24 protein-coding genes are annotated in these 24,915 nt (G+C 58.5%); 18 read left to right on the top strand and 6 right to left on the bottom strand.

The features are described 5' to 3' along the window. Positions 1-9 precede the first annotated feature (9 nt). Positions 10-894, top strand: a complete 885-nt coding sequence (locus tag FN806_RS07255) for a glutathione S-transferase (protein ID WP_142635570.1) — start codon at positions 10-12, stop codon at positions 892-894. 45 nt (positions 895-939) lie between these two features. Next, complete coding sequence (locus FN806_RS07250; RefSeq protein WP_142635568.1) at positions 940-2,451, top strand: YifB family Mg chelatase-like AAA ATPase; 1,512 nt, start codon at positions 940-942, stop codon at positions 2,449-2,451. Here FN806_RS07250 and gshB read toward each other — a convergent pair. Genes gshB through rsmI form a run of 3 tightly spaced genes read right to left on the bottom strand, consistent with a single transcriptional unit; the run spans position 2,448 to position 4,674 of the window. Continuing rightward, entirely contained in the window at positions 2,448-3,380 is a 933-nt protein-coding gene (gshB, locus tag FN806_RS07245; protein WP_142635566.1) for a glutathione synthase, read from the bottom strand. The genes FN806_RS07250 and gshB overlap by 4 nt on opposite strands. Positions 3,381-3,440: 60 nt before the next feature. Beyond that, entirely contained in the window at positions 3,441-3,815 is a 375-nt protein-coding gene (locus FN806_RS07240; RefSeq protein WP_142635564.1) for a YraN family protein, read from the bottom strand. Position 3,816: 1 nt separating this feature from the next. Further along, on the bottom strand, positions 3,817-4,674 hold the full coding sequence (gene rsmI / locus FN806_RS07235; RefSeq protein ID WP_142635562.1) for a 16S rRNA (cytidine(1402)-2'-O)-methyltransferase: 858 nt from the start codon (positions 4,672-4,674) through the stop codon (positions 3,817-3,819). A gap of 87 nt (positions 4,675-4,761) precedes the next feature. Between rsmI and FN806_RS07230 the strand changes: the two genes are divergently transcribed. Genes FN806_RS07230 through murJ form a run of 3 tightly spaced genes read left to right on the top strand, consistent with a single transcriptional unit; the run spans position 4,762 to position 10,251 of the window. Next, positions 4,762-5,934, top strand: a complete 1,173-nt coding sequence (locus FN806_RS07230; RefSeq protein ID WP_142635560.1) for a penicillin-binding protein activator — start codon at positions 4,762-4,764, stop codon at positions 5,932-5,934. Next, positions 5,894-8,713 carry a [protein-PII] uridylyltransferase gene (locus FN806_RS07225; RefSeq protein WP_142635558.1) on the top strand — a complete coding sequence of 940 codons (2,820 nt, stop codon included), beginning with the start codon at positions 5,894-5,896 and terminating at the stop codon, positions 8,711-8,713. Before FN806_RS07230 ends, FN806_RS07225 begins: the two co-directional genes overlap by 41 nt. Beyond that, entirely contained in the window at positions 8,710-10,251 is a 1,542-nt protein-coding gene (gene murJ, locus FN806_RS07220) for a murein biosynthesis integral membrane protein MurJ (RefSeq protein WP_142635556.1), read from the top strand. Before FN806_RS07225 ends, murJ begins: the two co-directional genes overlap by 4 nt. Here the strand turns inward: murJ and FN806_RS07215 are convergent, their stop codons facing one another. Beyond that, positions 10,252-10,938, bottom strand: coding sequence for a rhomboid family intramembrane serine protease (locus FN806_RS07215; RefSeq protein WP_142635554.1), 687 nt, complete (start codon positions 10,936-10,938; stop codon positions 10,252-10,254). 86 nt (positions 10,939-11,024) lie between these two features. Between FN806_RS07215 and trpS the strand changes: the two genes are divergently transcribed. The 13 genes from trpS (at position 11,025) to FN806_RS07150 (ending at position 22,609) form a co-directional block, all read left to right on the top strand. Continuing rightward, complete coding sequence (gene trpS / locus FN806_RS07210) at positions 11,025-12,053, top strand: tryptophan--tRNA ligase (protein WP_142635552.1); 1,029 nt, start codon at positions 11,025-11,027, stop codon at positions 12,051-12,053. 60 nt (positions 12,054-12,113) lie between these two features. After that, positions 12,114-12,977, top strand: coding sequence for a branched-chain amino acid aminotransferase (locus tag FN806_RS07205; protein ID WP_142635550.1), 864 nt, complete (start codon positions 12,114-12,116; stop codon positions 12,975-12,977). Positions 12,978-13,037: 60 nt separating this feature from the next. After that, complete coding sequence (locus tag FN806_RS07200) at positions 13,038-13,493, top strand: universal stress protein (RefSeq protein ID WP_142635548.1); 456 nt, start codon at positions 13,038-13,040, stop codon at positions 13,491-13,493. A 10-nt stretch (positions 13,494-13,503) separates the two neighbouring features. Beyond that, positions 13,504-14,097, top strand: a complete 594-nt coding sequence (locus FN806_RS07195; protein ID WP_142635546.1) for a 2-hydroxychromene-2-carboxylate isomerase — start codon at positions 13,504-13,506, stop codon at positions 14,095-14,097. Positions 14,098-14,166: 69 nt separating this feature from the next. Further along, entirely contained in the window at positions 14,167-14,730 is a 564-nt protein-coding gene (locus FN806_RS07190) for a NifU family protein (protein ID WP_142635545.1), read from the top strand. After that, positions 14,720-15,307: a tRNA (adenosine(37)-N6)-threonylcarbamoyltransferase complex dimerization subunit type 1 TsaB gene (gene tsaB / locus FN806_RS07185; protein WP_142635543.1), complete on the top strand. Its 588-nt coding sequence runs from the start codon at positions 14,720-14,722 to the stop codon at positions 15,305-15,307. The genes FN806_RS07190 and tsaB overlap by 11 nt, the downstream gene beginning before the upstream one ends. After that, the gene (locus FN806_RS07180) at positions 15,304-15,717 is read left to right on the top strand and encodes a GNAT family N-acetyltransferase (protein WP_142635541.1); all 414 of its coding nucleotides are present in this window, start codon (positions 15,304-15,306) and stop codon (positions 15,715-15,717) included. The genes tsaB and FN806_RS07180 overlap by 4 nt, the downstream gene beginning before the upstream one ends. Positions 15,718-15,876: 159 nt before the next feature. Beyond that, positions 15,877-16,875: a BMP family lipoprotein gene (locus FN806_RS07175; protein ID WP_142635539.1), complete on the top strand. Its 999-nt coding sequence runs from the start codon at positions 15,877-15,879 to the stop codon at positions 16,873-16,875. 92 nt (positions 16,876-16,967) lie between these two features. Next, complete coding sequence (locus tag FN806_RS07170) at positions 16,968-18,497, top strand: ABC transporter ATP-binding protein (RefSeq protein WP_142635537.1); 1,530 nt, start codon at positions 16,968-16,970, stop codon at positions 18,495-18,497. 1 nt (position 18,498) lies between these two features. Further along, a complete protein-coding gene (locus FN806_RS07165; RefSeq protein WP_142635535.1) occupies positions 18,499-19,590 on the top strand; it encodes an ABC transporter permease in 1,092 nt (363 codons plus the stop codon). 3 nt (positions 19,591-19,593) lie between these two features. Next, entirely contained in the window at positions 19,594-20,562 is a 969-nt protein-coding gene (locus tag FN806_RS07160) for an ABC transporter permease (protein ID WP_142635533.1), read from the top strand. 356 nt (positions 20,563-20,918) lie between these two features. Beyond that, on the top strand, positions 20,919-21,839 hold the full coding sequence (locus FN806_RS07155) for a sulfite exporter TauE/SafE family protein (RefSeq protein ID WP_142635531.1): 921 nt from the start codon (positions 20,919-20,921) through the stop codon (positions 21,837-21,839). A 2-nt stretch (positions 21,840-21,841) separates the two neighbouring features. Next, the gene (locus FN806_RS07150) at positions 21,842-22,609 is read left to right on the top strand and encodes a TIGR02186 family protein (protein ID WP_142635529.1); all 768 of its coding nucleotides are present in this window, start codon (positions 21,842-21,844) and stop codon (positions 22,607-22,609) included. Between the two features lie 4 nt (positions 22,610-22,613). Here FN806_RS07150 and FN806_RS07145 read toward each other — a convergent pair whose 3' ends face one another. Next, positions 22,614-23,342: an SDR family oxidoreductase gene (locus tag FN806_RS07145; RefSeq protein ID WP_142635527.1), complete on the bottom strand. Its 729-nt coding sequence runs from the start codon at positions 23,340-23,342 to the stop codon at positions 22,614-22,616. After that, positions 23,339-24,871 carry an ATP-dependent DNA helicase gene (locus tag FN806_RS07140; RefSeq protein ID WP_142635525.1) on the bottom strand — a complete coding sequence of 511 codons (1,533 nt, stop codon included), beginning with the start codon at positions 24,869-24,871 and terminating at the stop codon, positions 23,339-23,341. The genes FN806_RS07145 and FN806_RS07140 overlap by 4 nt, the downstream gene beginning before the upstream one ends. Positions 24,872-24,915: the final 44 nt, after the last annotated feature.

The raw sequence follows: 24,915 nt of genomic DNA, 5'->3' as shown, positions 1-24,915 counted from the left end.
CCTAGACCCATGACCTATGATTTGTTTATCGGAGACCGCCTGTTTTCCAGTTGGTCCTTGCGTGGTTGGTTGATGCTGGAAAAGTTCGACCTGCCCTATCGAAACCACATGATCGGCCTTTATTCAGGCACTATGGCCGAGGATATGAAACCCCTGTTCCCGGCGCGTCTGGTGCCTGCTCTGCGCCTGCCAGACGGAACTGTGGTTGGTGAAAGCCTTGCCATGGCCGAGACCTTGGCTGAGCGCCACCCACAGGTCGGATTGTGGCCCTCTGACGCGGCTGCCCGCGCCACTGCACGGTGGCTTTGCACCGAGATGGTGGCCGGGTTTTCAGCCCTCCGCGGGGAATGCGCGATGCAGCTGCTTCATAGTTGGAAGGGTTTCGAACCGGCGGCCGAAACGCTTGCTGACCTGCGCCGGATCGAAACCCTTTGGGATCATGCGCGCCAAGTGTCTGGGGCGAACACCGGCCCTTTGTTCGGTACATATTCTTTGGTGGATGTGTTTTACACGCCCGTTGCCGCGCGGATCATCGGTTATGGGCTACCTGTTTCGGACGCCAACCGGGACTATTGCCTGACCCTCCTGTCGGATCCGGTTGTCAGGCAGTGGCGTGCGATGGGTCTGACAGTCCAGTACGACCCTTTCCCGTATTCGCTGGACCTTCAATCGGATCCCTGGCCAATCGGCGGGGCATCGTCTGCTGTGGCCGCCCAGAGCGGTCCCTCGGTCAACCAGACCTGCCCCTATTCCGGAGAGCCCGTCACAGATTTTCTGGACCTGGACGGTCAGCGCTGGGGATTCTGCAATCGGTTCTGCCGCGACAAAACCCTCGCCGATCCGGAGGCATGGCCGAAATTCACTCAGATGGTCAGCGCCGTTAACGATTCCTAAACCGGCGGCGTGCCAGTAACGACCTGTTAACCAAGCAGGTCGTTCATGGTCGCTCGTTCTCATACAGTCGCCTTTCAAGGTGTCGACGCACGCCCGGTCGAGGTGCAATGCGCGGTTTCACCGGGGTTGCCTGCCTTTTCCATCGTCGGCCTGCCCGACAAAGCAGTTTCAGAGGCCCGCGATCGCGTCCGAAGCGCGCTAAGCTCGATGGCCATTGCCCTGCCGTCAAAGCGTATCACCATCAACCTATCCCCCGCTGACCTGCCCAAAGAAGGCAGCCATTTCGACCTGCCCATTGCGGTGGCTCTGCTGTCAGCCCTGGAAATCATTCCCAAGGACGCGGCTGAAGGGGCCGTTTCACTGGGGGAATTGTCACTGGACGGGTCTCTTGTGCCTGTTGTCGGGGCGCTTCCTGCCGCGATGACCGCCGCGGCCGAGGACCGAACCCTGCTGTGCCCTCGGGCCTCCAGCGCCGAGGCGGCTTGGGTTGACGCTACTCAGGTGATCGGCGCTGAATCTTTGGGCGATGTTGTCCGCCACTTCTCGGGCCAAGCCCCTTTGCCCGCTGCGCTGCCCGGCGAGGTCAACCTTTCCCCCAGCACCCGCGACCTGCGCGATGTCAAAGGGCAGGAGCGGGCGAAACGCGCGTTGGAGATTGCCGCCGCAGGGCGGCACCACCTGATGATGATCGGCACGCCGGGGTCCGGGAAATCCATGCTGGCCGCGCGCCTGCCGGGGATATTGCCGCCGCTGACACCGACCGAGGCGCTTGAAACCTCGATGATCCAATCCCTGTGCGGCCTGCTTGACGAAGGCGGCATCAGCCGCACCAGACCATTTCGCGAGCCGCATCATACGGCATCGATGGCGGCCATTGTTGGTGGAGGGAAAGGAGCCAAACCAGGAGAAATCTCATTGGCCCATAACGGGGTTTTGTTCATGGATGAATTTCCCGAATTCCCACGAACCGTTCTGGAAACCCTGCGCCAACCCATCGAAACCGGAGAAGTCATGATTGCACGTGCCAATGCGCATGTGAAATATCCCTGCCGCTTTATGCTGGTTGCCGCCGCCAACCCCTGCAAATGCGGCTACTTGACAGATCCAGCGCGGGCCTGCTCGCGTGCGCCGGTCTGCGGCGAGGATTATCTGGGGCGCATTTCAGGCCCGCTGATAGATCGGTTCGACCTGAGGATCGAGGTGCCTCCGGTCGGGTTCACCGACCTTGACCTGCCTCCATCCGGGGACAGTTCGGCCACGGTTGCCGCGCGTGTCGAGCAGGCGCGTGCGGTTCAAGCGCAAAGATACACTGGAACGTCCGCGCGCCAGAATGCGGATGTTGAGGGCAATGTGCTGGAAGAAATCGCCGCGCCGGATGCCGAAGGAAAAGAGCTGCTGTTGAAAGCGGCTGAGAAATTTGGTTTGTCAGCGCGCGCCTTTCACCGCATCTTGCGGGTCGCGCGCACCATCGCCGATCTGGACGGCGCATCAGATGTCCGAAGACCCCATGTGGCCGAGGCGCTGAGCTTTCGCATCAGCGCCAATATTGAATCTTAAAGCCTGGCTTCGATGGCCTGCCAAATCTTTTCTGCGATGTTCACGCCATCAAACCGTTCCAATTCCTGAATTCCGGTTGGCGAAGTCACGTTAATCTCGGTCAGGTAATCGCCGATTACATCGATACCAACAAAAACCTGCCCTTTTTCCTTCAACAAAGGTCCAATGGCTGCGCAAATCTCAAGATCGCGATCCGTCAGACCAACCTTTTCGGGCCGTCCCCCCACATGCATGTTGGATCGTGTTTCACCTTTGGCGGGAACACGGTTGATTGCACCCACAGCCTGACCGTCCACCAGAATGACCCGTTTGTCGCCATTGCTGACATCGGGCAGGAATTTCTGAACGATCAGAGGTTCGCGCGAAAACCCGGTGAACAATTCGTGCAAAGATGTCAGGTTCCGGTCGTTGCCATCCAACCGGAACACCCCCGCACCGCCATTTCCATAAAGCGGTTTCAGGATAATATCGCCGTGCTTTTCTTTGAACGCCTTAATCGTCTGCAGATCGCGGGCGATGGTTGTCGGTGGCGTCAGATCGGGGAAATCCAGCACCAGGAGTTTTTCGGGATAGTTCCGAACCCAGAACGGATCATTTACCACCAGCGCCTGTCCCTTAAGCCGGTCCAGCAGGTGGGTGGAAGTGATATAGTGCATGTCAAACGGGGGATCCTGACGCAGCCAGACCACGTCGAACTCGGCCAGATCAACCTCGCGCTCGGGCCCCAATTCTGCCGGGTTTCCAGCCACGCGCTGCACCGTCATATCGTGGCCGCGGGCCGTGATCCGGCCCTCCTGATAAGCCAGTTTGTCAGGGCTGTAGAAGAACAGCGTATGCCTGCGCGCCTGTGCCTCTTCGGCCAGACGGAATGAGCTGTCGGCATTGATATCCACGGCCCCGATCGGGTCCATCTGAAAGGCAATTTTCATGGCGTGTCCCTCAGTTTCACGCCAGATACATGGCCCAGCCAGGCCGGGGGTTCAATGGGGTCAGACCTGATCAAAGGCGTTTTCGATGATTTGCACCGCGCCGAACGCATCCACCAAAGCCGCATCAAACCGAACATTTGTCAGCTGGCCGTTGGGTTCCCCTTCCAGAAATTGGGCAGCCGAGGCACAGATACGGTCCATCTGGCGCCGTTTGATCCGGGCAGCAGCCATCTCAAAGCTTGTGCTTTTCTTGACCTCGACGAAAACCAATCCGTCGCCGTTGCGGACGATCAGATCAATCTCGCCCCCTGCCCCGCGCCAACGGCGATGTGCTATGGAATATCCCCGCCGCTCGTAATCTGCCGCAACCTGCTGTTCCGCCGCCTGACCCGCATGATAAGAAACCGAACTTCGGACAGTGCTGCGTGAGGTCATCTTACCCTTTCCCGAGTTTCAGCGCCTTCTGATAGATCGGTCGACGCGGCAGTTTATACATCTGCGACACCAAATCCGCCGCATCGCGTACTGAATGAGTTTCCAGGGCGCGTATCAAAGCCTCTTCTATGTCTGAATCGTTAACAGTTTCCGAAGCGCCACGGTCTACCAGCAGAACAATTTCGCCTTTGACCGTCTGACTCGCCAATTCTTCTGCCAGCTCTGCCAGCGACCCGCGCCGAACTTCTTCGAATTTCTTGGTTAATTCGCGGCACATCGCGGCCTGCCTGTTTTCCCCTAGAACCTCGGCCAGATCCGACAGACAGGACGCCACACGTTTCGGAGATTCATAAAATACCAACGTCCCAGGCACATCTCGCAGCGTCTCGATCCGCGTCCGGCGCGCGCCTGAGGCATTGGGCAAAAACCCGGCAAAGAAGAAGGCATCCGTCGGCAAACCAGCCAGCGTCAGCGCCATCAGCGCGGCGGAGGGGCCCGGCGCGCAGGTCACCATTTGCCCCGCCTCGGCCGCCTGCCGCCCCAGGTCATAGCCCGGGTCCGCGATCAACGGCATCCCGGCCTCGGACGCATAAGCCACTGATTTCCCCTCTTTCAGCGCGTCCAGGATTTTGCCGCGGGCGCCTGCACCGCTGTGATCGTGATAGGCAAGGATGCGGCGCCCCTCGAGAGGAACGCCGTGAATCTCCATCAACCGACGCAGGCTGCGCGTGTCTTCGGCGGCAATCATGTCCGCCGACGCCAACACGTCTAGCGCCCTGAGCGTAATGTCGCGTGCCGCCCCGATCGGAGTGGCAACAAAATACAGGCCCGTGCCCAATTTGACTTTTTGAAAATTCAAAGCTGGACCCTCACAGCGTGACGTCTATTATCGCGGCGCAAATAATGGCAGCATCCCAAGCCGCCGGATCAGGGAGTTTTCATTTAGATGTTTACCGTTTGCAAGCCCGTTCGCAAGTTGGCGCGTGCAGCCGCCGTCTTGGCCACCGCGACCATTCTGACGGCGTGTGACGTCAGCAGTATCGGCGGAGGCCCGTCGATCAACACTTCAAAACCTGTACCGGTTGCTTTGCTGGTTCCGGCTGGATCTGGAAATTCCGGGGACGCTGAACTGGCGCGCAGCCTTGAAAACGCAGCCCGCCTGGCGATGTCCGATCTGCAGAATGTACAGATTGATTTGCGGGTCTACGACACCAGGGGCAATTCGGGTACCGCCGCAACAGTCGCGCAGCAAGCCGTGGCAGACGGCGCAAAGATAATCATTGGTCCGGTCTACGCCCAGGCGGCAAACTCAGCTGGTCTTGCGGTATTGAACAACAAGGTCAACCTGCTGTCGTTTTCGAACAATACCAGCATCGCAGGCGGTAATGTCTTCGTGCTCGGCCCTACTTTTGAAAACACCGCCAACCGGTTGGTCAACTATGCCGGTTCGCGCGGCAAGACCGGAACGGTCATCGTGCATAGCAACGATGCCGCAGGGCGGCTTGGACAATCGGCTATCGCAACCGCGCTGAGCAACAGCCGAGTGGGTAATGCAGGCACGGTCGGCTATGACCGCTCTCAGCAGGGGGTCATCAACTCGGTGCCGACAATCAAGGCTACTGTAGCGTCCTCGGGGGCGGATTCGATCTTTCTGACTTCGACCACTGCAGGGGCGTTGCCGCTGTATTCCCAGCTTCTACCAGAAGCGGGCGTCTCCCCGGCAACCACGCAATATATGGGTCTGACCCGCTGGGACATCCCGGCCCAGACACTGGAACTGCCAGGCGTTCAGGGTGGCTGGTTCGCATTGCCGGACCCATCCAAGGCACAGGCTTATCGTCAGCGGTACAACAACACATATGGCGAGGCACCACATCCGATCAGTGGCCTAGCCTATGATGGCATAGCCGCGATTGCTGCCTTGGTCAGCCAGGGCAAGTCCGACGCTCTGACCGCATCTGCCCTAACTCAGAACGCCGGTTTTCAGGGCGTTGGCGGTATCTTCCGTCTGCGACCCAACGGTACGAATGAACGTGGTCTGGCCATTGCCACGATCCAGAACAAACAGGTGGTTGTGATTGACCCTGCCCCACAAAGCTTCTCTGGCGCCGGATTCTGATCGGCTGGCTCTGACACTCATCCCAAGGGGTGACCTGATTTGCCAGCCCGAAGAAATCTTTGACAGCGCAGCCGTTATGGCACAGCTGTCAGAGGCCTTCGACAAGACATCTGATAACGCCGAAAGGCGCGGCGAAACCGTGCGGATTTTGCGCAACGTCCAGAAATCCGGTCGTCAGTCAATCGCCGATGCCTTTGTCCGCGATCCATTTGACGCGCGGAGGCTGACCCATTCCTATACCTACCTGACCGACGGGCTGGTCTGCACCGCGATGCAAGTGGCCAGTCGCGAGCTTCACCCCCTGGCCACGCCGACACAGGGTGAAAAAATGGCCGTGCTGGCAGTGGGCGGCTATGGGCGTGGGGAAATGGCCCCGTCCTCGGATGTCGATCTGCTGTTTCTGACCCCCTACAAAATCACTGCCTGGGCAGAGAGTGTGATCGAATCCATGTTGTATATCCTGTGGGATCTGCGGCTGAAGGTCGGACATTCTTCGCGCACCATCAAGGATTGCCTGCGCCTGGGATCCGAGGATTTCACCATTCGCACCGCGATGTTGGAACAGCGCTATTTGGCTGGCGACGCCGATCTGGCAAATGAGTTGGAAACGCGCCTGAAAGACGATCTGTTCAAAGGCACTGAGCGCCAGTTCATCGAGGCCAAGCTGCAGGAACGCGACGCGCGCCATCTGAAACAGGGCGAGCGGTATATGGTCGAGCCCAACGTAAAAGAGGGCAAAGGCGGATTGCGCGACCTGCAATCGCTCTACTGGATTGCCAAATATATCTACGGCGTTCAGGACGTGGCCGAGTTGGTACCGCTGGGTCTGTTCACCCCCGAGGAATTCAGCACTTTTGTGGAAGCCGAAGATTTCCTGTGGGCCGTTCGCTCGCATTTGCATCTGGTGACCGGGCGCGCAACCGAACAACTGTCCTTTGACATGCAGGTCGAGGTTGCTTCCCGTATGGGATACGAAGACCGGGCCGGTCGTCGGGCGGTCGAAGTGTTTATGCAGCGCTATTTCCGCGAGGCCACGAAGGTTGGCGAGCTGACGCGCATCTTCCTGACCAAACTCGAGGCGACGCATATGAAAGGCGCGCCTCTGCTAGAGCGTATTTTCCGCCGCCGCCCCAGGATCAAAGCCGGATATAAAGTCGTCCATGGACGTCTGGATGTAGCCGACCCGAACAAGTTTCTGGCGGACAAGCTGAACCTTCTGCGCCTGTTCGAGGAAGGTCTGCGCACCGGCATGCTGATCCACCCGGACGCGATGCGGCTGGTCAGCGCCAACCTGAACCTGATTGATGACGACATGCGCGAAGACAAAGAGGCGCGGCGCATCTTTCTCGACCTGATGCTGAAACACGGCAACCCGGAACGCGCCCTGCGCCGCATGAACGAACTGGGGGTGCTGTCGGCCTTTCTGCCCGAGTTCGAACACATCGTGGCGATGATGCAGTTCAACATGTACCACAGCTATACGGTGGATGAGCACACCATTCAGTGCATCGTCAATCTGGCCCAGATTGAACGCGGAGAGTTGGGGGAATCCCTGCCGCTTGCGTCTTCAATCCTGGAAGGAGGGGTCAATCGCAAGGTTCTGTATGTTGCTCTGCTGATCCATGACATTGCTAAGGGGCGACCCGAGGATCATTCGATTTTGGGCGCACAGATGGCCCGAAAGATTGCACCTCGGCTGGGTCTGAACAAATCGGATTCAGAAACCGTGGAATGGCTGGTGCGGTATCACTTGTTGATGTCGGACATGGCGCAGAAACGCGATATTTCCGACCCGCGCACGGTGCGCGACTTTGCCAAGGCCGTGAAGACAGTCAAAAGGTTGGACCTACTGACCGTGTTGACCGTCTGCGACATTCGCGGCGTTGGACCCAACACCTGGAACAACTGGAAAGCCACCCTGCTACGCGCGCTGCATGCAGAAACCAAGCGCGCGCTTGAGACCGGGATGGAAGACCTCAACCGTGCCAATCGCGGTGCCGGTGCCAAAAAGGCGTTGCGGGCCGAGCTGGCGGAATGGACCAAAGCCGCCCTCAAAACCGAGACGGGTCGGCACTATGACCCCTATTGGCAGGGCCTGAACCTTTCGACCCATGTAGAATTTGCCGAGATGCTGAAAGAGCTGGACCGCAGCGGTGATGCTGGCGCGATGGAAATCCGTCTGCACCCGGATGAAGACCGCGACGCGACGCGGGCCTGCTTTGCCATGGGTGATCACCCCGGCATTTTTGCCCGTATCGCAGGCGCTTTGGCGCTGGTCGGGGCCAATGTGGTTGATGCCCGCAGTTATACCACCAAAGACGGCTATGTGACCGATGCGTTCTGGATTCAGGACGCCGATGGACACCCGTTCGAGGCCAGCCGTTTGCCGCGCCTGACACAGATGATCCACAAGACCATGAAAGGCGAGGTCGTGGCGCGGGATGCCCTTAAATCGCGCGACAAGATCAAGAAACGCGAACGGGCCTTTAACGTGCCGACCCATATCATCTTCGACAATGACGGGTCCGAGATCTACACAATCATCGAGGTCGATACCCGGGACAGGCCCGGTCTGCTTTATGATCTGACACGAACGCTTGCTGCAGCCAATGTCTATATCGCCAATGCGGTGATCGCGACCTATGGCGAACAGGTGGTGGACACCTTTTACGTCAAGGATATGTTTGGGTTGAAATATCACTCGGAAAGCAAGCAGCGCGGGCTTGAGGCCAAGCTGCGCAAGGCCATCTCCGAAGGCGCCGAGCGCGCGGTCTCATGAAGCAGATCCGGCTGTTTTCAGGCCTGTTCACTGTTGGGTTCTGGACCCTGGCCAGCCGTATTCTGGGCTTTCTGCGGGAAATCCTGCTGACCGCCTACATCGGGCCCGGGCCAGTAATGGATGCATTCGTCGCCGCCTTTCGCCTGCCCAACATGTTCCGCCGCTTCTTTGCCGAAGGTGCGTTTAACGCAGCCTTTGTGCCGATGTTTTCCAAACGGCTCGAAGGCGGGGAAAACGCGCAAGGCTTTGCACAGGACGCGTTCAACCTGCTGGCCGTGTCGGTGCTGGCGCTGGTCGGGCTGGCGATGGTTTTCATGCCTGGTCTGGTCTGGCTGACGGCCGAGGGCTTTTACGGTGACGACCGCTTCGACCTTGCCGTTGATTATGGATATGTGGTCTTTCCCTACATCTTTTTCATGTCGCTAGCGGCGCTGTTCTCGGGCGTGCTGAACGCAACCGGCCGTTTCGCGGCTGCCGCCGCCGCGCCGATTTTACTGAACATCTTTGCCTGCATAGCACTGATCGCCGGCGCTATATCAGGCGGAGAGGTCATCCGTTGGCTGATCGCCGTCATCCCCATCGCTGGTGTTGCGCAGCTAGCGCTGGTCTGGGTTGCAACCGAACGTGCGGGCATCCGTATCCGCCCGGGCCTGCCGAAACTCAGCCCTGAAATGCGCAACATGGTCCGCATTGCGGTTCCGGCCGCCTTGGCCATGGGGGTTACACAGGTCAATCTGGTGGTGGGCCAGCTGGTTGCGTCGAAAACCGAAAAGGCCGTCAGCTGGTTGTTTGCAGCGGATCGCTTGTACCAGTTGCCATTGGGCGTCGTGGGCATCGCCGTCGGCATCGTCCTGTTACCCGATCTATCTCGCCGCCTGCGCGCTGGGGACAAATCGGGCGCCCGCGATGCGTTTTCTCGCGCAGGTGAGTTTACGTTGCTGTTGACCATCCCGTCGACCGTTGCCTTTGTGCTCATCCCCACCCAGCTGGTCTCGGTTCTGTTCGAGCGCGGACAGTTCACCCCCGAAGACACCGCCGCCACCGCACTTGCCGTGGCGATCTATGGCATCGGCCTGCCCGCGTTCATGCTGCAGAAATTGTTGCAGCCTTTGTATTTCGCGCGTGAAGATACACGCTCGCCCTTTCACTATGCAGTGTTTGCGATGGTCGTGAACGCTGCACTGGCTTTCGGGCTGTATCCGTTGGTGGGATGGTTCGCACCTGCGATTGCCGCCTCGGTGGCCGGATGGGCCATGGTTGGACTGCTGGCCTTGGGCGCGCGAAAAATGGGGGAAGAAGCGCAGTTTGACGACCGGTTCAAGAACAGGGCATGGCGGATCATTGCGGCGTCCCTGGGGATGGGAGCTGTCCTGTATGCCGCTATTGAGCTGTTTGGCTGGGCCTTTGCCCTGGAAGGCTGGCGTTACCTGGCACTGCTCGGTTTGATCATCGTTGCTGCAGTCACGTATTTCCTGCTCGGCCACCTGATTGGTGCATTCAAACTTTCCGAGTTCAGAAAGGCTCTGCGTCGATCCTGATCAGTCGCGTCGGATGCGCCCGACAATCCGCGCCCACCCCCCCGGAGCAACCAGGAACGACAGGGCAAAACCAGTGGCAAAACCGCCCAGATCAGCCACCCAGTCCAGCGTTCCGCCAAACAGCAGGCCGAACAACAACTGAATGCCCATCAAAACGGCGATCAGGCTGAAGGCGCGGGATTGGTTTGCGCCCACCAGGGACAGCTTGCGCCATAATATCCACGTAAACGCTCCGATCAGCCCATAGACCGGAGGGAACCCACCCACCAGCGGAAAGCGCGGATCCAGCAACAGTGCATAAGCCAGCGCACCACCCACTCCCGACAGCACAAAGATCACCAGCATCTGAACGCTGCCAAAAACCTCGGCCACCATTTTACCCATGGCCAGCACAAAGACGCAGACAAAGATGGCCTGTGTGAACGTACCGGATACAAACGGATAGGTGACAAAGCGGATCAGATGCTCGAACGGCCAGCGCCCGTTTTCCACCATCCAGTCGAAGATATCCGGCGAAAACGAATAGTGCTGCAAAGCGTCCAGGCGCCAGCCTACAGCAGTTGGGCCCCCAATGATCCCGCGCGTACCTAGAGTAAATGCCAGTTCAACCCCCATGATGAACACACACAAAGCCACCACCACGGGCGGCAGAGGGTTCACGGCGGGTGTATAATGCTCACTGCTCATTGGGCGGGCCTTTCGCGGCTGTTGACGTCCCTTTGCCTCATGGGTAAGCGACGGGGGCTGATTTTTCCAGACGGGAGTTCCCTTCGATGACCGATTCCAAGTTCACGCCGCGCGTGTTTTCCGGTGCACAGCCATCCGGTAACCTGCACCTTGGCAACTATTTGGGCGCATTGCGGAACTGGGTTCGGATGCAAGGGTCCGACTATCAGACAATCTACTGTATGGTTGATTTGCACGCGATCACCGTTTGGCAGGACCCCAAAGAGTTGCAGCACGCAACGCGTGAGCTGTGCGCGGGGTATATCGCATCAGGATTAGATCCCGAAAAATCGATCCTGTTTAACCAGAGCCAGGTTCCTGAGCACGCGCAACTAGCATGGATTTTTAACTGCGTTGCCCGGCTTGGCTGGATGCAGCGCATGACACAGTTCAAAGATAAGGCTGGCAAGAACGCACAGAATGCATCGTTGGGCCTATTCGCCTATCCGGCGCTTATGGCCGCAGATATCCTTGTATATCACGCGACACATGTACCCGTCGGAGATGATCAAAAGCAACACCTGGAACTAACCCGAGATATCGCAACTAAGTTCAATCATGACTATGGCGTCGATTTTTTTCCGTTGACCGAACCTGTCATCAAAGGTGCGGCAACTCGGGTCATGAGCTTGCGCGATGGGTCAAAAAAGATGTCCAAATCCGACCCCTCTGACATGACCCGGATCAACATGACCGATGATGCCGACACGATCGCCAAGAAAATCCGAAAGGCCAAGACCGACCCGGACGCTCTGCCTTCGGAAGTCGATGGCTTGGACAACCGCCCCGAGGCCCGCAATCTGGTGAATATCTACGCCGCCCTCAGCGATCAGACGGCGGATCAGGTTCTGGCCGACGTTGGCGGCAAGCAATTTGGCGAGTTCAAACCGATGCTGGCCGATCTGGCGGTTGCCAAACTGTCTCCGATCTCGACCGAAATGGCCCGCCTGATGGGTGAAGAGGCCGAGATTGATCGCATTCTGGCCAATGGCGCAGAAAAGGCGCGGGCGATTGCAGCCCCGATCCTGCAGCAGACCTATGACATCGTCGGCATGGTTGGTGCGAAACGGGGCTGATTGGCTCTGGACGTTGCCTTAACGCCTTCCTAGGTTTGCCTCAAAGCTTGGGAGGGCGTCATGGCAGTCGGCAAGAACATCCGCACCTATTTCAACGGGCAATGGCATGATGGGGATGCACCGATCATGCGCGCTGCGGATCATGGCGCGTGGCTGGGATCATCCGTCTTTGACGGCGCGCGGTTCTTCAACGGGCTGACCCCGGATCTGGAGGCCCATTGCGCCCGCGTGAACCGCTCTGCCGAGGCGCTGATGCTGACCCCGACCGTCACCAAAGACCAGATGGTCGAGATCGTGCTGGAAGGGCTTGAAGCCTATGCGCCCGACGCGGCCGTATATATCCGCCCGATGTATTGGGGCATCGACGGAGATGCGACAGCGATCGTACCGCAGGAAAACAGCACCGGGTTTGCTGTCTGCCTGGAAGAGATTCCGATGGCGCCTGAGACCGCCTCGGCCACGCTGGGACTGACCCGATTCCGCCGTCCGGTACTGGAATCAGCAGTGGTGAATGCCAAGGCCGGGTGCCTGTATCCCAACAACGCACGGATGCTGAACGAGGTACGTGCGAACGGGTTTTCGAATGCTCTGGTGGCTGACGCATTGGGCAACGTAGCCGAAACCGCAACCGCCAATATCTTTATGGTCCGCGACGGCGAGGTCTTTACCCCCGTCCCCAACGGCACCTTCCTTGCTGGCATCACCCGTGCACGACATATCAAAAACCTGCGGGCCGACGGCGTGGCTGTGCATGAGGCGGTTCTGAGTTTCGAGGATTTCTACGGGGCCGACGAGGTATTCATGACTGGCAACATGAGCAAGATCACCCCGGTGACCGCGCTGGAGGACACCCGGTTTCAGGTCGGTCCCATCGCCCGGCGTGCACGCGACCTGTATTGGGACTGGGCCGCCAGTGGGCGTTAGGCTCTGGTTGCCAGCACGCAGCTAGTCGGGCATGATCCCCGGAAATGAATGAGGACACCCATGCGCAAGTTCCTAGTGGTTCTGGATGACAGTCGCGAATGCCTGAATGCGATGCGATTCGCGGCTATGCGCGCGGCCCATACCGGCGGCGGCGTAACAATCCTTTCGGTAATCCCACCGGACGAATTCAACCATTGGATCGGCGTTGCCACAGTCATGCGTGAAGAAGCGCGCGAGCGTATCCATGCGCATTTTGAAGTTTTCGCAAAATGGATGCGCGACAAGCAAGACGTTGATCCTGAACTGGCCATCCGCGAAGGCGAGCCCGTTGCCCAGATCATCGAGCATGTGCAATCCGATCCTGATATCGGCGTTCTGGTTCTGGGTGCAGGCACTGACAAAAAGGGACCTGGCCCATTGGTGACTCAACTGACCAAAAACTCAGGCAGCCTGCCGATCCCAATCACTATTGTTCCCGGTGATCTAAGCAAAGAAAAACTCGAAGCGATTACCTGAGGCCACACCGATGCAACGCAGCATTCAATTCTGGTTCGAATTCGCCTCGACCTATTCTTATCTCAGCGCGATGCGTATCGAAGAGGCTGCCACCCGCCAGGGCGTCTCGGTCGAATGGCAGCCTTTTCTGCTGGGGCCAATCTTTGCCGCCCAAGGGTGGGACAATTCTCCGTTCAATCTGTACCCGGCAAAAGGCCTGTACATGTGGCGGGATATGGAACGCCTGACCGCCCAGCGCGGCTTGCCATTTGTCCGGCCCGATCCTTTTCCGCAGAACGGCTTGAAAGCGGCCAGGTTAACATTGGCGATTGAAGATCAGGGGCAAAAAGCTGCCTTTGTGCGCGCCGTCTATTCTGCCGAATTTGCCCAAGGGCAGAACATCGCGGATGAGGCTGTTTTGGCCGGATGCCTCAGCTCAGCCGGGCTTGCCGCTGATTTACTTTCCCAGACCCAGAATCCGGCGATCAAAGCAGCGCTTATCGCGCAGACAAAAACCGCTCAGGCCAAAGGGCTTTTTGGCGCGCCCAGCTTTCTGGTCGGTGACGAGCTGTTTTGGGGCGATGATCGGCTGGACGATGCGATAAGCTCAGCTGCAGAAATTTAGAATCGTTCCAATTCTTGACTTCCAGCTCGTGGACCCGCATATCAGAGACAACAGATACGGAGCCGCGCCATGTTCATCCAGACCGAATCCACACCGAACCCTGCAACCCTGAAATTCCTGCCCGGCCAGACCGTGCTGGAAGCGGGCACTGCAGATTTCCCATCGGCTGAGGCTGCGGAAAAGTCGCCGCTGGCCAACCGCATTTTCGCTGTGAGTGGCGTGACAGGGGTATTTTTCGGCAATGACTTCGTAACCGTGACCAAAGCGGACGACGTCCAGTGGGACCATATCAAACCGGCCATTCTGGGCGCGGTGATGGAGCATTATCAATCCGGCCAGCCGATCATGGGAGCGGATGCCAATACAGCCTCGGGCCATGCTGAACACAGCGGCGAAGACGCCGAGGTGGTCAACCAGATCAAAGACCTGCTGGACAGCCGTGTGCGCCCGGCAGTCGCGCAGGACGGGGGCGACATCACGTTTCACGGTTTTGACCGCGGCGTTGTCTACCTGCATATGCAAGGCGCCTGCGCAGGCTGCCCATCCTCGACGCTGACGTTGAAGATGGGAATCGAAAACCTGCTGCGTCACTACATTCCCGAAGTGACCGAGGTTCGCCCTGTTGCCGTCTGAACCACTCATTCTGGCGTTTGACACATCGGCCGCGCATTGCGCGGCCGCTTTGTTGCGCGGTGACCGGATTGTGGCGTCTTGTGTCGAGCCCATGTCGCGGGGACAAGCCGAACGTCTGATGCCGCTGCTCGAAGAGGTGCTGTCATCAGAACAATGCTCATGGCGCGACCTGTCAGCGATCGGCGTTGGAATAGGCCCCGGTAATTTCACCGGAATACGCATCTCGGTCTCGGCCGCGCGGGGTCTGGCCTTAGGTCTGGGTATACCGGCCATTGGTGTATCGGGCTTTGACGCGCTTGCTGTCCTGGACAGCGATGCGTTGCCCGCAATTCGCGCGCCCAGAGATCAGGTCTATGTTTCGCAGCCTGATATGGAACCGGCACTGATCCAGCTTGATCAGGCAAAATCGCTGGGCACACTGATGTTCAACGACAACCCCAAGGCTCAGGTCTGCGCTATTGCCCGAGTGGCTGCACAAAGAAGGCTGACCAAGACCGAGGCTCCCGCCCCTCTTTACATACGCCCAGCAGACGCGGCGCCCTCCAAGGATCAACCGCCGATGTTGCTGGACGGATGACTCCCGAAGAACTGGCAAATACTCACGCCGCAGCATTCACACAATCGCGCCCCTGGACCGCCACAGAGTTTGCAGAGCTGCTGCAGAATCGCTTTACCCATATCGTAGGTGATGCCCAGTCTTTTGCCCTTTTCCAGGCAATCGCAAACGAAGCCGAATTGCTGACGATTGCCACCCATCCCACAGTTCAGCGTCAGGGACTGGCTAGGAAACGTATGGTCGAATGGCACGCAGCTGCCAAAAAACTGGGCGCTATCCGGGCGATTCTGGATGTTTCCATCGCCAACCAGCCCGCGATTACACTTTACAAGCATTGCGGGTATCGTGTGTGCGGTACGCGCAAGAATTACTATACGGTTGAAAATAATCAGAAAATTGATGCCATCGTCATGGAATGCAATTTAACCTGAGACAGGCCGCGAATTTTCTTGGACCAAATGGTCAAAAATCTGTTGACCGCGGCGGTTGCAAACGGCCTTAATTCCCGCCATCACAACGGTTATGCTCGCTAACAGTGGGTAAACGGGGCTATCTTGGCTCCGACCGAAAAAAACAAACGGGAGTAACAAATGACCCTGATGAAATCCTTGATGGGCGCCGCAGCGGCGGTTGCACTGACAGCGGGTGCCGCACTGGCCGAACCGGCACTGATCTTTGATCTGGGCGGCAAGTTCGACAAATCGTTCAACGAAGCCGCGCATAACGGCGCCTCACGCTGGGCGGAAGAAACGGGCGGCACCTACCGCGAGATCGAAATGCAGTCCGAAGCGCAGCGCGAACAGGCCCTGCGCCGCTTTGCCGAAGCAGGCTCAAACCCGATCATCACCATGGGTTTCGGTATGGCTGACCCGCTCAGCGCGGTTGTTGCCGACTATCCGGACACGAAATTCGTTGTTGTCGACGTAACCTGGCTGGACGCGCCCAACCTGCGTCAGGTTGGTTTCGCTGAACACGAAGGCTCGTATCTGGTTGGTATGATGGCTGCGATGGCGTCCGAATCCGGAACCGTTGGCTTCATCGGCGGCATGGATGTTCCGCTGATCCGTCACTTTGGCTGCGGCTATGCTCAGGGTGCCAAGGCGGTGAACCCCGATATCAACGTGGTTGCCAACATGACCGGCACAACGCCTGCGGCATGGAACGACCCGGTTAAGGGCTCGGAACTGACAAAGGCACAAATCAGCCAGGGTGCCGACGTGGTCTATGCCGCGGCTGGCGGCACCGGTGTTGGTGTTCTGCAAACCGCTGCTGACGAAGGCATCCTGTCAATCGGTGTCGACAGCAACCAGAACCACCTGCACCCGGGCAAAGTTCTGACCTCGATGCTGAAGCGCGTGGACGTCGCTGTGTATGAGGCGATGAGCGCAGGCGAGAACGTTGAGACCGGCGTATATATCATGGGTCTGGCCGAAGACGGCGTTGGCTATGCGATCGACGACAACAACGCTCCGCTGGTTTCGGATGACATGAAAGCCGCAGTCGACAAAGCCCGTCAGGACATCATCGACGGCAATGTTTCGGTAGTCAGCTATTACGAGAACGACAGCTGCCCCGCACTGCAGTTCTGATATCACGCGGGTCGGGGGTTTTGCCCCCGGCCCAGTTCCACTCTGCTGCGCCGAAACAACCGCGCAGTCCTTTCGGCAACTGAGGACAAGACATGACCGTCCCCGCCATTGAGCTCAAAGGGATATCCAAATCCTTTGGGCCGGTTCAGGCCAACAAAGACATTTCCATCAGCGTAGCCCCCGGTACGATCCATGGGATCATCGGTGAAAACGGTGCGGGCAAATCCACGCTGATGAGCATTCTCTACGGCTTTTACAAAGCCGACAAAGGTGAAATCTGGATCAATGGTCAAAAGACCGAAATCCCTGACAGCCAGGCCGCGATCGCCTCGGGCATCGGGATGGTGTTTCAGCATTTCAAACTGGTCGAGAATTTTACCGTTCTGGAAAACATCGTGCTGGGCGCCGAGGATGGAAGGCTGTTGGCCCCGTCCCTGACTAAAGCCCGCAAAGAGTTGAAAGAGCTGGAAGAAGAATACGAACTGTTCGTTGACCCCGACAAGCGTATCGACGAAATCGGTGTGGGGATGCAGCAAAGGGTTGAGATTCTCAAGGCGCTGTATCGCAAGGCCGAGATCCTGATTCTGGACGAACCAACCGGCGTGCTGACCCCATCCGAGGCGGATCAGTTGTTCCGCATCCTCGACCGGCTGCGGGCCGAGGGGAAGACGATCATCGTGATCACCCACAAACTGCGCGAGATCATGGAAAACACCGACACCGTGTCGGTCATGCGCCGCGGGCAAATGACGGCCACCGTGAAAACCGCCGAGACCAGCCCCGAAGAACTGGCCGAGCTGATGGTGGGCCGCAAGGTTCTGCTGCAGGTCGACAAGGTTCCGGCGCAGCCCGGTAAGCCCATCCTCGAGATTGAAAACCTGCGTGTTTTCGACAGCGCGGGCGTCGAGCGTGTCAAAGGCATCGACTTGAACGTGCGCGCTGGTGAGATCGTGGGCATCGCAGGCGTCGCCGGCAATGGCCAATCCGAACTGCTAGAGGTTCTGGGCGGGATGCGCCCGGGCCAGGGCCAGATCAAACTGAACGGCACGCCGCTTGCGCTCAGCGGGGTGGGGTCAGATGGCCAGGCGCGGCGCGCGCAGCACATTGCGCATGTGCCCGAAGACCGCCAGCGCGAAGGCCTGATCATGGATTTCCACGCCTGGGAGAACGTGGCCTTCGGCTATCACCGAGACCCGGCCTATAAGCGTGGCCTCTTCATGGATAACGCCGCCCTGCGCGCCGATACCGAAGCCAAGATCGAAAAATTCGATGTGCGCCCGCCGAACCCCTGGCTGTCGGCTAAAAGCTTTTCGGGCGGCAATCAGCAGAAGATCGTCGTCGCGCGTGAAATCGAACGTAACCCAGACCTGCTGTTGGTTGGTCAGCCGACCCGAGGCGTGGATATCGGGGCGATCGAATTCATTCACAAACAGATCGTCGACCTGCGCGACCAGGGCAAGGCGATCCTGCTGGTCTCGGTCGAGCTGGAAGAGATATTCTCGCTGTCGGATCGGATCGCGGTCATGTTTGACGGACATATCATGGGCGAACGCCTGCCCCATGAAACTGATGAAAAAGAACTTGGCCTGTTGATGGCCGGTGTTGCGGGAGAGGCAGCGTAACATGGAAAAAATGCCCAAATGGGCCGATGTCGTTCTGATCCCGGTGATCAGTCTGCTTCTGGCCGCAATCCTGTCGGCGCTGGTCATCCTCGCCATTGGCGAAAACCCGATCGAAGCGGTGAACCTGATGGTCACCGGCGCGCTGGGATCGACCTATGGCTGGGGCTATACGCTATATTACGCCACGAATTTCATGTTCACCGGACTGGCCGTGGCGGTCGCCTTTCATGCCCGGCTGTTCAATATCGGTGGCGAAGGTCAGGCGATGCTGGGCGGGCTTGGCGTGGCCGTCGTGTGCCTTTACATCGACTGGCCGCATTGGAGCATCGCCTTGCTGGCCGCCTGTGCCGCATCGATGGTGTTCGGGGCCGCTTGGGCGGCCATTCCGGCCTATCTGCAGGCCAAACGCGGCAGCCATATCGTGATCACCACGATCATGTTCAACTTCATCGCTGCTGCCTTGCTGAACTATATGCTGGTCAACGTCATGCGCCCGCAGGGCTCGCAAGACCCGGCAACTGCACGCTTCCCCGAGGCGGTGCATCTGCCGACGTTCCAGTCGATGTTCTCGACCGCTGAAAACGTCGTATTCCGTGGCGCACCTGCCAATATCTCATTCTTTGTTGCAGTCCTGGCCTGTGTGATCGTCTGGGCGCTGATCTGGCGCACCCGGCTGGGCTATGAGATCCGCGCCTATGGGCATTCGGAAACCGGTGCCGTCTATGCCGGTATTTCTCCGGTACGGATCACCATCATCGCCATGCTGATCTCGGGCGCGCTGGCTGGTCTGATGGCCACGAACAACGTGATGGGTGAGGCAGAGCGGCTGGTTCTGAACTCGACCGAGGGCGCTGGCTTTATCGGTATCGCCGTGGCGCTGATGGGCCGGTCCCATCCGTTTGGCGTGTTCCTTGCGGCGCTGCTGTTTGGTTTCCTCTATCAGGGCGGGGCCGAGCTGGCGTTGTGGACGTCTATCCCCCGAGAGCTGATCGTAGTCATACAGGCCCTGGTGATCCTGTTCACCGGCGCCTTGGACAACATGGTCCGCATGCCGCTTGAGAAACTGTTCCTTGCCATGCGGAAGGAGGGCTAAGCGATGGATACTTTCGTTACCCTCATCCAGGTCCTCGATTCGACTGTCCGCCTGGCCACGCCGCTGTTGCTGGCCTGTCTGGCCGGTCTGTACTCCGAACGCGCCGGTATTTTCGACATCGGGCTTGAGGGCAAGATGCTGATCGCGGCGTTCTTTTCTGCCGCCGTCGCCGCCGTGACCGGATCGGTCTGGCTGGGATTGCTGGCCGGGATCGCGGCCTCTCTTGTTCTGTCCGCCCTGCATGGGGTGGCCTCGATCACCTTTCGGGGCAACCAGCTGATTTCAGGCGTCGCCATCAACTTTCTGGCCTCTGGGCTGACGGTCCTGATCGCGCAAAGCTGGTTCAAACAGGGCGGGCGTACCCCCTCGCTGTTCGGCGGAGGGCGCTTTGAACCGATCACCTTCCCTTTTGCGGATGCGGTGAGTGATGTCCCATTTCTTGGGCCAATCTATTCCGAGCTGCTGTCCGGCCATTCGATCCTGGTCTATGTGTCTTTCCTTCTGGTCCCGACAACCTGGTGGGTTTTGTACCGCACCCGCTTTGGCCTGCGCCTGCGCGCGGTAGGTGAAAACCCAGCCGCTGTGGATACGGCCGGGGTTTCTGTCGTTGGGCTGCGTTTTGCGGCTGTAGCGATCTGTGGCGTGCTGTGCGGCATTGCCGGTGCCTATCTGGCCACGGCCCTGCAAGCTGGATTCGTCAAGGAAATGACTGCCGGTCGCGGGTTCATCGCGCTGGCGGCGCTGATCTTTGCAAAATGGCGGCCATGGCACGCGATGTGGGCTTGCCTGCTGTTCGGACTGTTGCAAGCCGTTGCGTTGCGGTTCCAAAATATTGACCTGGGTGGCGTGGTGATTCCTGTGCAGGTCATGGATGCGCTGCCATATATCCTGACCGTCGTCATTTTGGCCGGCTTTGTCGGCAAGGCCGTTCCACCGAAAGCCGGTGGCGAACCCTATGTAAAAGAGCGGTAATAGGTCCAGTTTGAAACACACGTCAGTCCTGTTCGCTGCATGGCGGCATGTAGAGTTGATTTTACATGCCGCAACGGCTCTAAAGGGGCATGGATGTGTTTCCAGTGACAGCTGATTTGAGAGAGTTTCTCGCCGGGGTGCCGGATGCTAGGTCTTGCGCTTGGTCTAAGGGGATACTCCCTGTCAAAACGCCTTTTGCGGATGCACAGTTTCAGACTGGTCCAAGCCGCCAGCCCTGCTTTACCCTGCCTCGCCAAGGGCGTGATTCTGCGCGTCAGATACGAACCCTTTCACAAATTCCAGAAGTCGAATGTGTCACATTGCGCGACGCAGCTGGCCCTAATTACTAGTACCTCATGCAAATTTACCTTCCTATCGCTGAAGTTTCCGTAAACGCCTTTCTGCTGCTGGGGTTGGGCGGCATGGTCGGCATCCTGTCAGGGATGTTCGGGGTCGGCGGCGGGTTTCTGATGACCCCGCTGTTGTTTTTCATTGGCATCCCACCAGCAGTTGCCGTAGCCACCGAAGCGAACCAGATTGTCGCCTCGTCATTTTCTGGTGTTCTGGCCCATTTCCGCCGAAAGACGGTCGACCTGAAGATGGGCACGGTATTGCTGGTCGGGGGACTGATCGGAGCTGCGTTCGGGGTGGTGATCTTCAACTATCTCAAAAGCCTCGGACAAGTCGATTTGCTCGTAACCCTGTGTTACGTGGTCTTTCTGGGCGTCGTCGGCAGCTTGATGTTCATCGAAAGCCTGAACGCGCTGCGTAAATCCAAAAAGGGCACCGCCGCCCCTGTTGCACGTCGTCAGCGCGGCTGGATTCACGCGATGCCGTTCAAAATGCGGTTCCGTACATCGGGCCTCTATATCTCGGTCATCCCCCCCGTCCTGGTCGGGCTTAGCGTAGGTATCCTTTCTGCGATCATGGGTGTCGGAGGCGGCTTTATCATGGTTCCTGCCATGATTTACCTGCTGGGAATGCCCACCAAAGTCGTTGTCGGCACCTCCCTATTCCAGATTATTTTCGTAACAGCGTTCACCACGATGCTGCACGCGACAACCAACTACACAGTCGACATTGTTCTGGCTGTGTTGTTGCTGGTCGGCGGCGTGATCGGGGCGCAGATCGGAACGGTGATCGGCGCACGAATGCCTGCCGAGCAGCTGCGCGTATTGCTGGCTGCACTGGTCTTGGTGGTTTGTGGCAAGCTGGCGCTGGATCTGCTTCTGGAACCCTCCGAGCTCTATTCGCTCGGCGTTGCAGGGGGGCACTGATCATGCTGAGACGGTTGATCCTGCTACTCGCCCTCTGTGTCACCCCGGCCATCGCCGAGGAGGAACAGGTCGTGCTTGGCCTAAGCCAAGACCGGGTTGCCATCACGGCGAATTTCGATGGCTCGGAAATTCTTATTTTCGGTGCCGTTAAACGTGAAACGCCGATCCCTTCCGGCCCACCGCTTCAAGTTATCGTGGCCGTTGCAGGCCCCTCTAGCCCGGTGACGGTCCGGCGAAAAGAACGCAGGCTGGGTATCTGGGTCAACACCGACAGCGTCTTGGTCGACCTTGCGCCCAGTTTTTATGCGGTTGCCACCAGCGCTCCGCTTACAGAAATCCTGTCAGATACAGAAGACCTGCGGTACAGGATCTCGATTGAACGGGCCATTCGATCAGTGGGTGCCGCGATGAATATCCGGGGCGCGCAGAATTTTGCCGAGGCCGTCGTTCGCATCCGTGAGGATGAGGGCCTGTATTCTATCCGCGAAAATACGGTTGCGGTGGACGAGCAGACATTGTTCCGAACATCAATCGACATGCCAGCCGATTTGACCGAAGGCGCCTATTTCGCGCGCATATACCTGACCCGCGGCCGAGAAGTTGTTTCCCAGTTCGAGACCACAATCGACGTGCGGAAGGTCGGGCTGGAACGGTTCCTCTACAACATGTCCCGTCAGCAGCCGGTCTGGTACGGCCTGATGTCTTTGGTCATCGCCATCGCGGCGGGTTGGGGAGCGTCCACAGCCTTCCGACTATTGCGCGAGAACTAAAGCCCTATCCACGCCCGATATAGGGCATCGTAGTGGCCATGACGGTCATGAACTGGACGTTTGCCTCTGCAGGCAAAGACGCCATGTGCAGTACAGAACGTGCGGCATCGTCAACAGCCATCGTCGGGTCGGGCTGCTGCCCTCCCGCGATGGCGTTTTCAACCAGGTTTTGCACCATCTGTGTTCGCGCGTTGCCAATATCGATTTGACCACATGCGATACCAAAGGCGCGCCCGTCCAGTGATAGGCTGCGTGTCAGGCCTGTTATCGCGTGTTTCGTAGCGGTGTAATGGACCGAATTCGGACGCGGTACATGCGCGGCGATCGAACCGTTATTGATGATCCTTCCCCCTTGCGGGGCCTGATGCCGCATGATGCGAAAGGCTTCGCGCGCGCTTAGGAACATCCCGTTCAGGTTCACGCTGACGCTCTGGTACCAATCCTCCAACTGGATTTCGTCTATCGTGCCGCCGGGGGCAAAGATTCCGGCATTATTGAATAATACGTCAAGACGTCCCGTCTCATTCTGGAATGTCTCGAAAGCACCCGAAACAGCGGTGGGGTCGGTAACATCGGTCACCAAGGGGATCGCATTCTTGTGCCTTTCAGCCAATTTGCTCAGCACATCCGCGCTGCGCGCCAGCAGCCCGACCGCCCAGCCCTCGGCCAAAAACAGCTCGGCAGTTGCCCGTCCGATACCTGAACTGGCGCCTGTGATTATGATAGATTTCATATCTCTTCGGCCTCCAGGGTCAGCGTCGCCGCCGGAGCCGCGCGCAAGTCATCCACGCGCAACGGATAAGTGGGCTTGGCCAGCCTGTTGCGCACCACCCAAATCAACCTTTCTTGCGCCCGCGTGATCGCAACATAAGCCAGACGTTTCCACAAAGGTTGCCCAGCCTCGGTTCGCCCCATCCGAGCAGCCGCATATATATCCGGCGCAAACACCTGTACCGTGTCCCACTGCGACCCCTGCGCCTTGTGTATGGTCACTGCTGCGCCATGCAAAAAGGTAGCCCCCATTCGCGCAGCAAATGGAATAAACGGTTCTTCCTCATCAGGCATTTCGATTTTGACAATCGACGCTGCGCTGACCTGCGGATCCTCGGCCCCCATCACATGCAGGCGCGAAAACCCCGGTTTTCGTCCTGGCCCCAGATAGATGACCTGAGCACCCTTGATTAGCCCGCGCGCCTCAAGATCCAGCCTTTTCTTGCGGTGCTTCAGCGGCAGTTCGATTCCATCGCAAATCAGCGGCTCTCCCGCCAGAAGCTCGGTGTCGGGTGCAGCGTGAACATTGCGGAAGGCCTGAATCAAGCGAATTCGGGTGGCATTTCGCCAGACCAGAACCGGGCTGCGGGCCATCAGGTCAACTTCAACACGCTGCCCCCAAACAACACGGTCATCCTGTCGGGCGGTCTGTTCGACAAGCCGTTCAAAATCCTCAAACCCCATCTGAGGGTCGGCCAGCGCATGCGCGAGGTCCAGGATCGGGTTGTCTGCCGTCTGCCTGTGGACCCTGTGCAATACCTGCTTTCGCGGCTCGGGCAGCGTCTCAAATACCATGCTGCCAGACTGATTGACCGGGGCGAGCTGCGCCGGATCGCCAAAAAGCAACAGGGTCGGAAAGATCTCTTTCAGGTCTTCGAACTGCCGGTCATCCAGCATCGAGGCCTCATCTACAAAGCCTATGTCCAGCGGCTCCTCCCGACGTTTCCAGCCGGTGATAAAGTCGGACCCACGAAGGCCCGCAGCGGCCAGCGCGCCGGGGATAGACTTGTTGTTCTGATAAAAAGCAGCCGCCCGGTCCAGGGCTTCGTCAGTCAGCCCTTCAACCTCGGGGCGTTCATCGTTGCCCGCCAGCCATTCGGCAATGCGTTCATATTCCGGGTCATAAACCGGCGTATAGAGGATACGGTGGATCGTGGTCGCAGGCACACCCCGCAGGCGCAAAACACTGGCGGCCTTGTTCGTTGGCGCAAGAATGGCCAAGCTGCGTTTCTCGCGCGCTTTGCGGCTTTCGAAATCACCGGAAACGATCTGAAGACCCGCGTCAGCTAATGCTTTGTAAAGCTCTGCCAGCAGTAGCGTTTTCCCTGAACCCGCCTTGCCGATCACGGCCATCACCCCGGATTCGCCATTGCCGGGCATTTTCAGCAGGGCATCATCATCCAGGTCTACACCAGCAGATTTCAGCATCTCGGAAATGCTGTCATAGGCGGCGGCTTGATCGTCAGAAAAGGTTACTGTGGGTATAGACATGGCGCGACCCTACAGGGCCACGCCAGCTATCGCCAGATATGGAA

The organism is Ruegeria faecimaris, from assembly GCF_900182615.1.
In the GTDB taxonomy this organism is placed as follows: Bacteria; Pseudomonadota; Alphaproteobacteria; order Rhodobacterales; family Rhodobacteraceae; genus Ruegeria; species Ruegeria faecimaris.
Note: the sequence above shows the minus strand (reverse complement) of the source record. Positions and strands in the feature narration are given on the sequence as shown.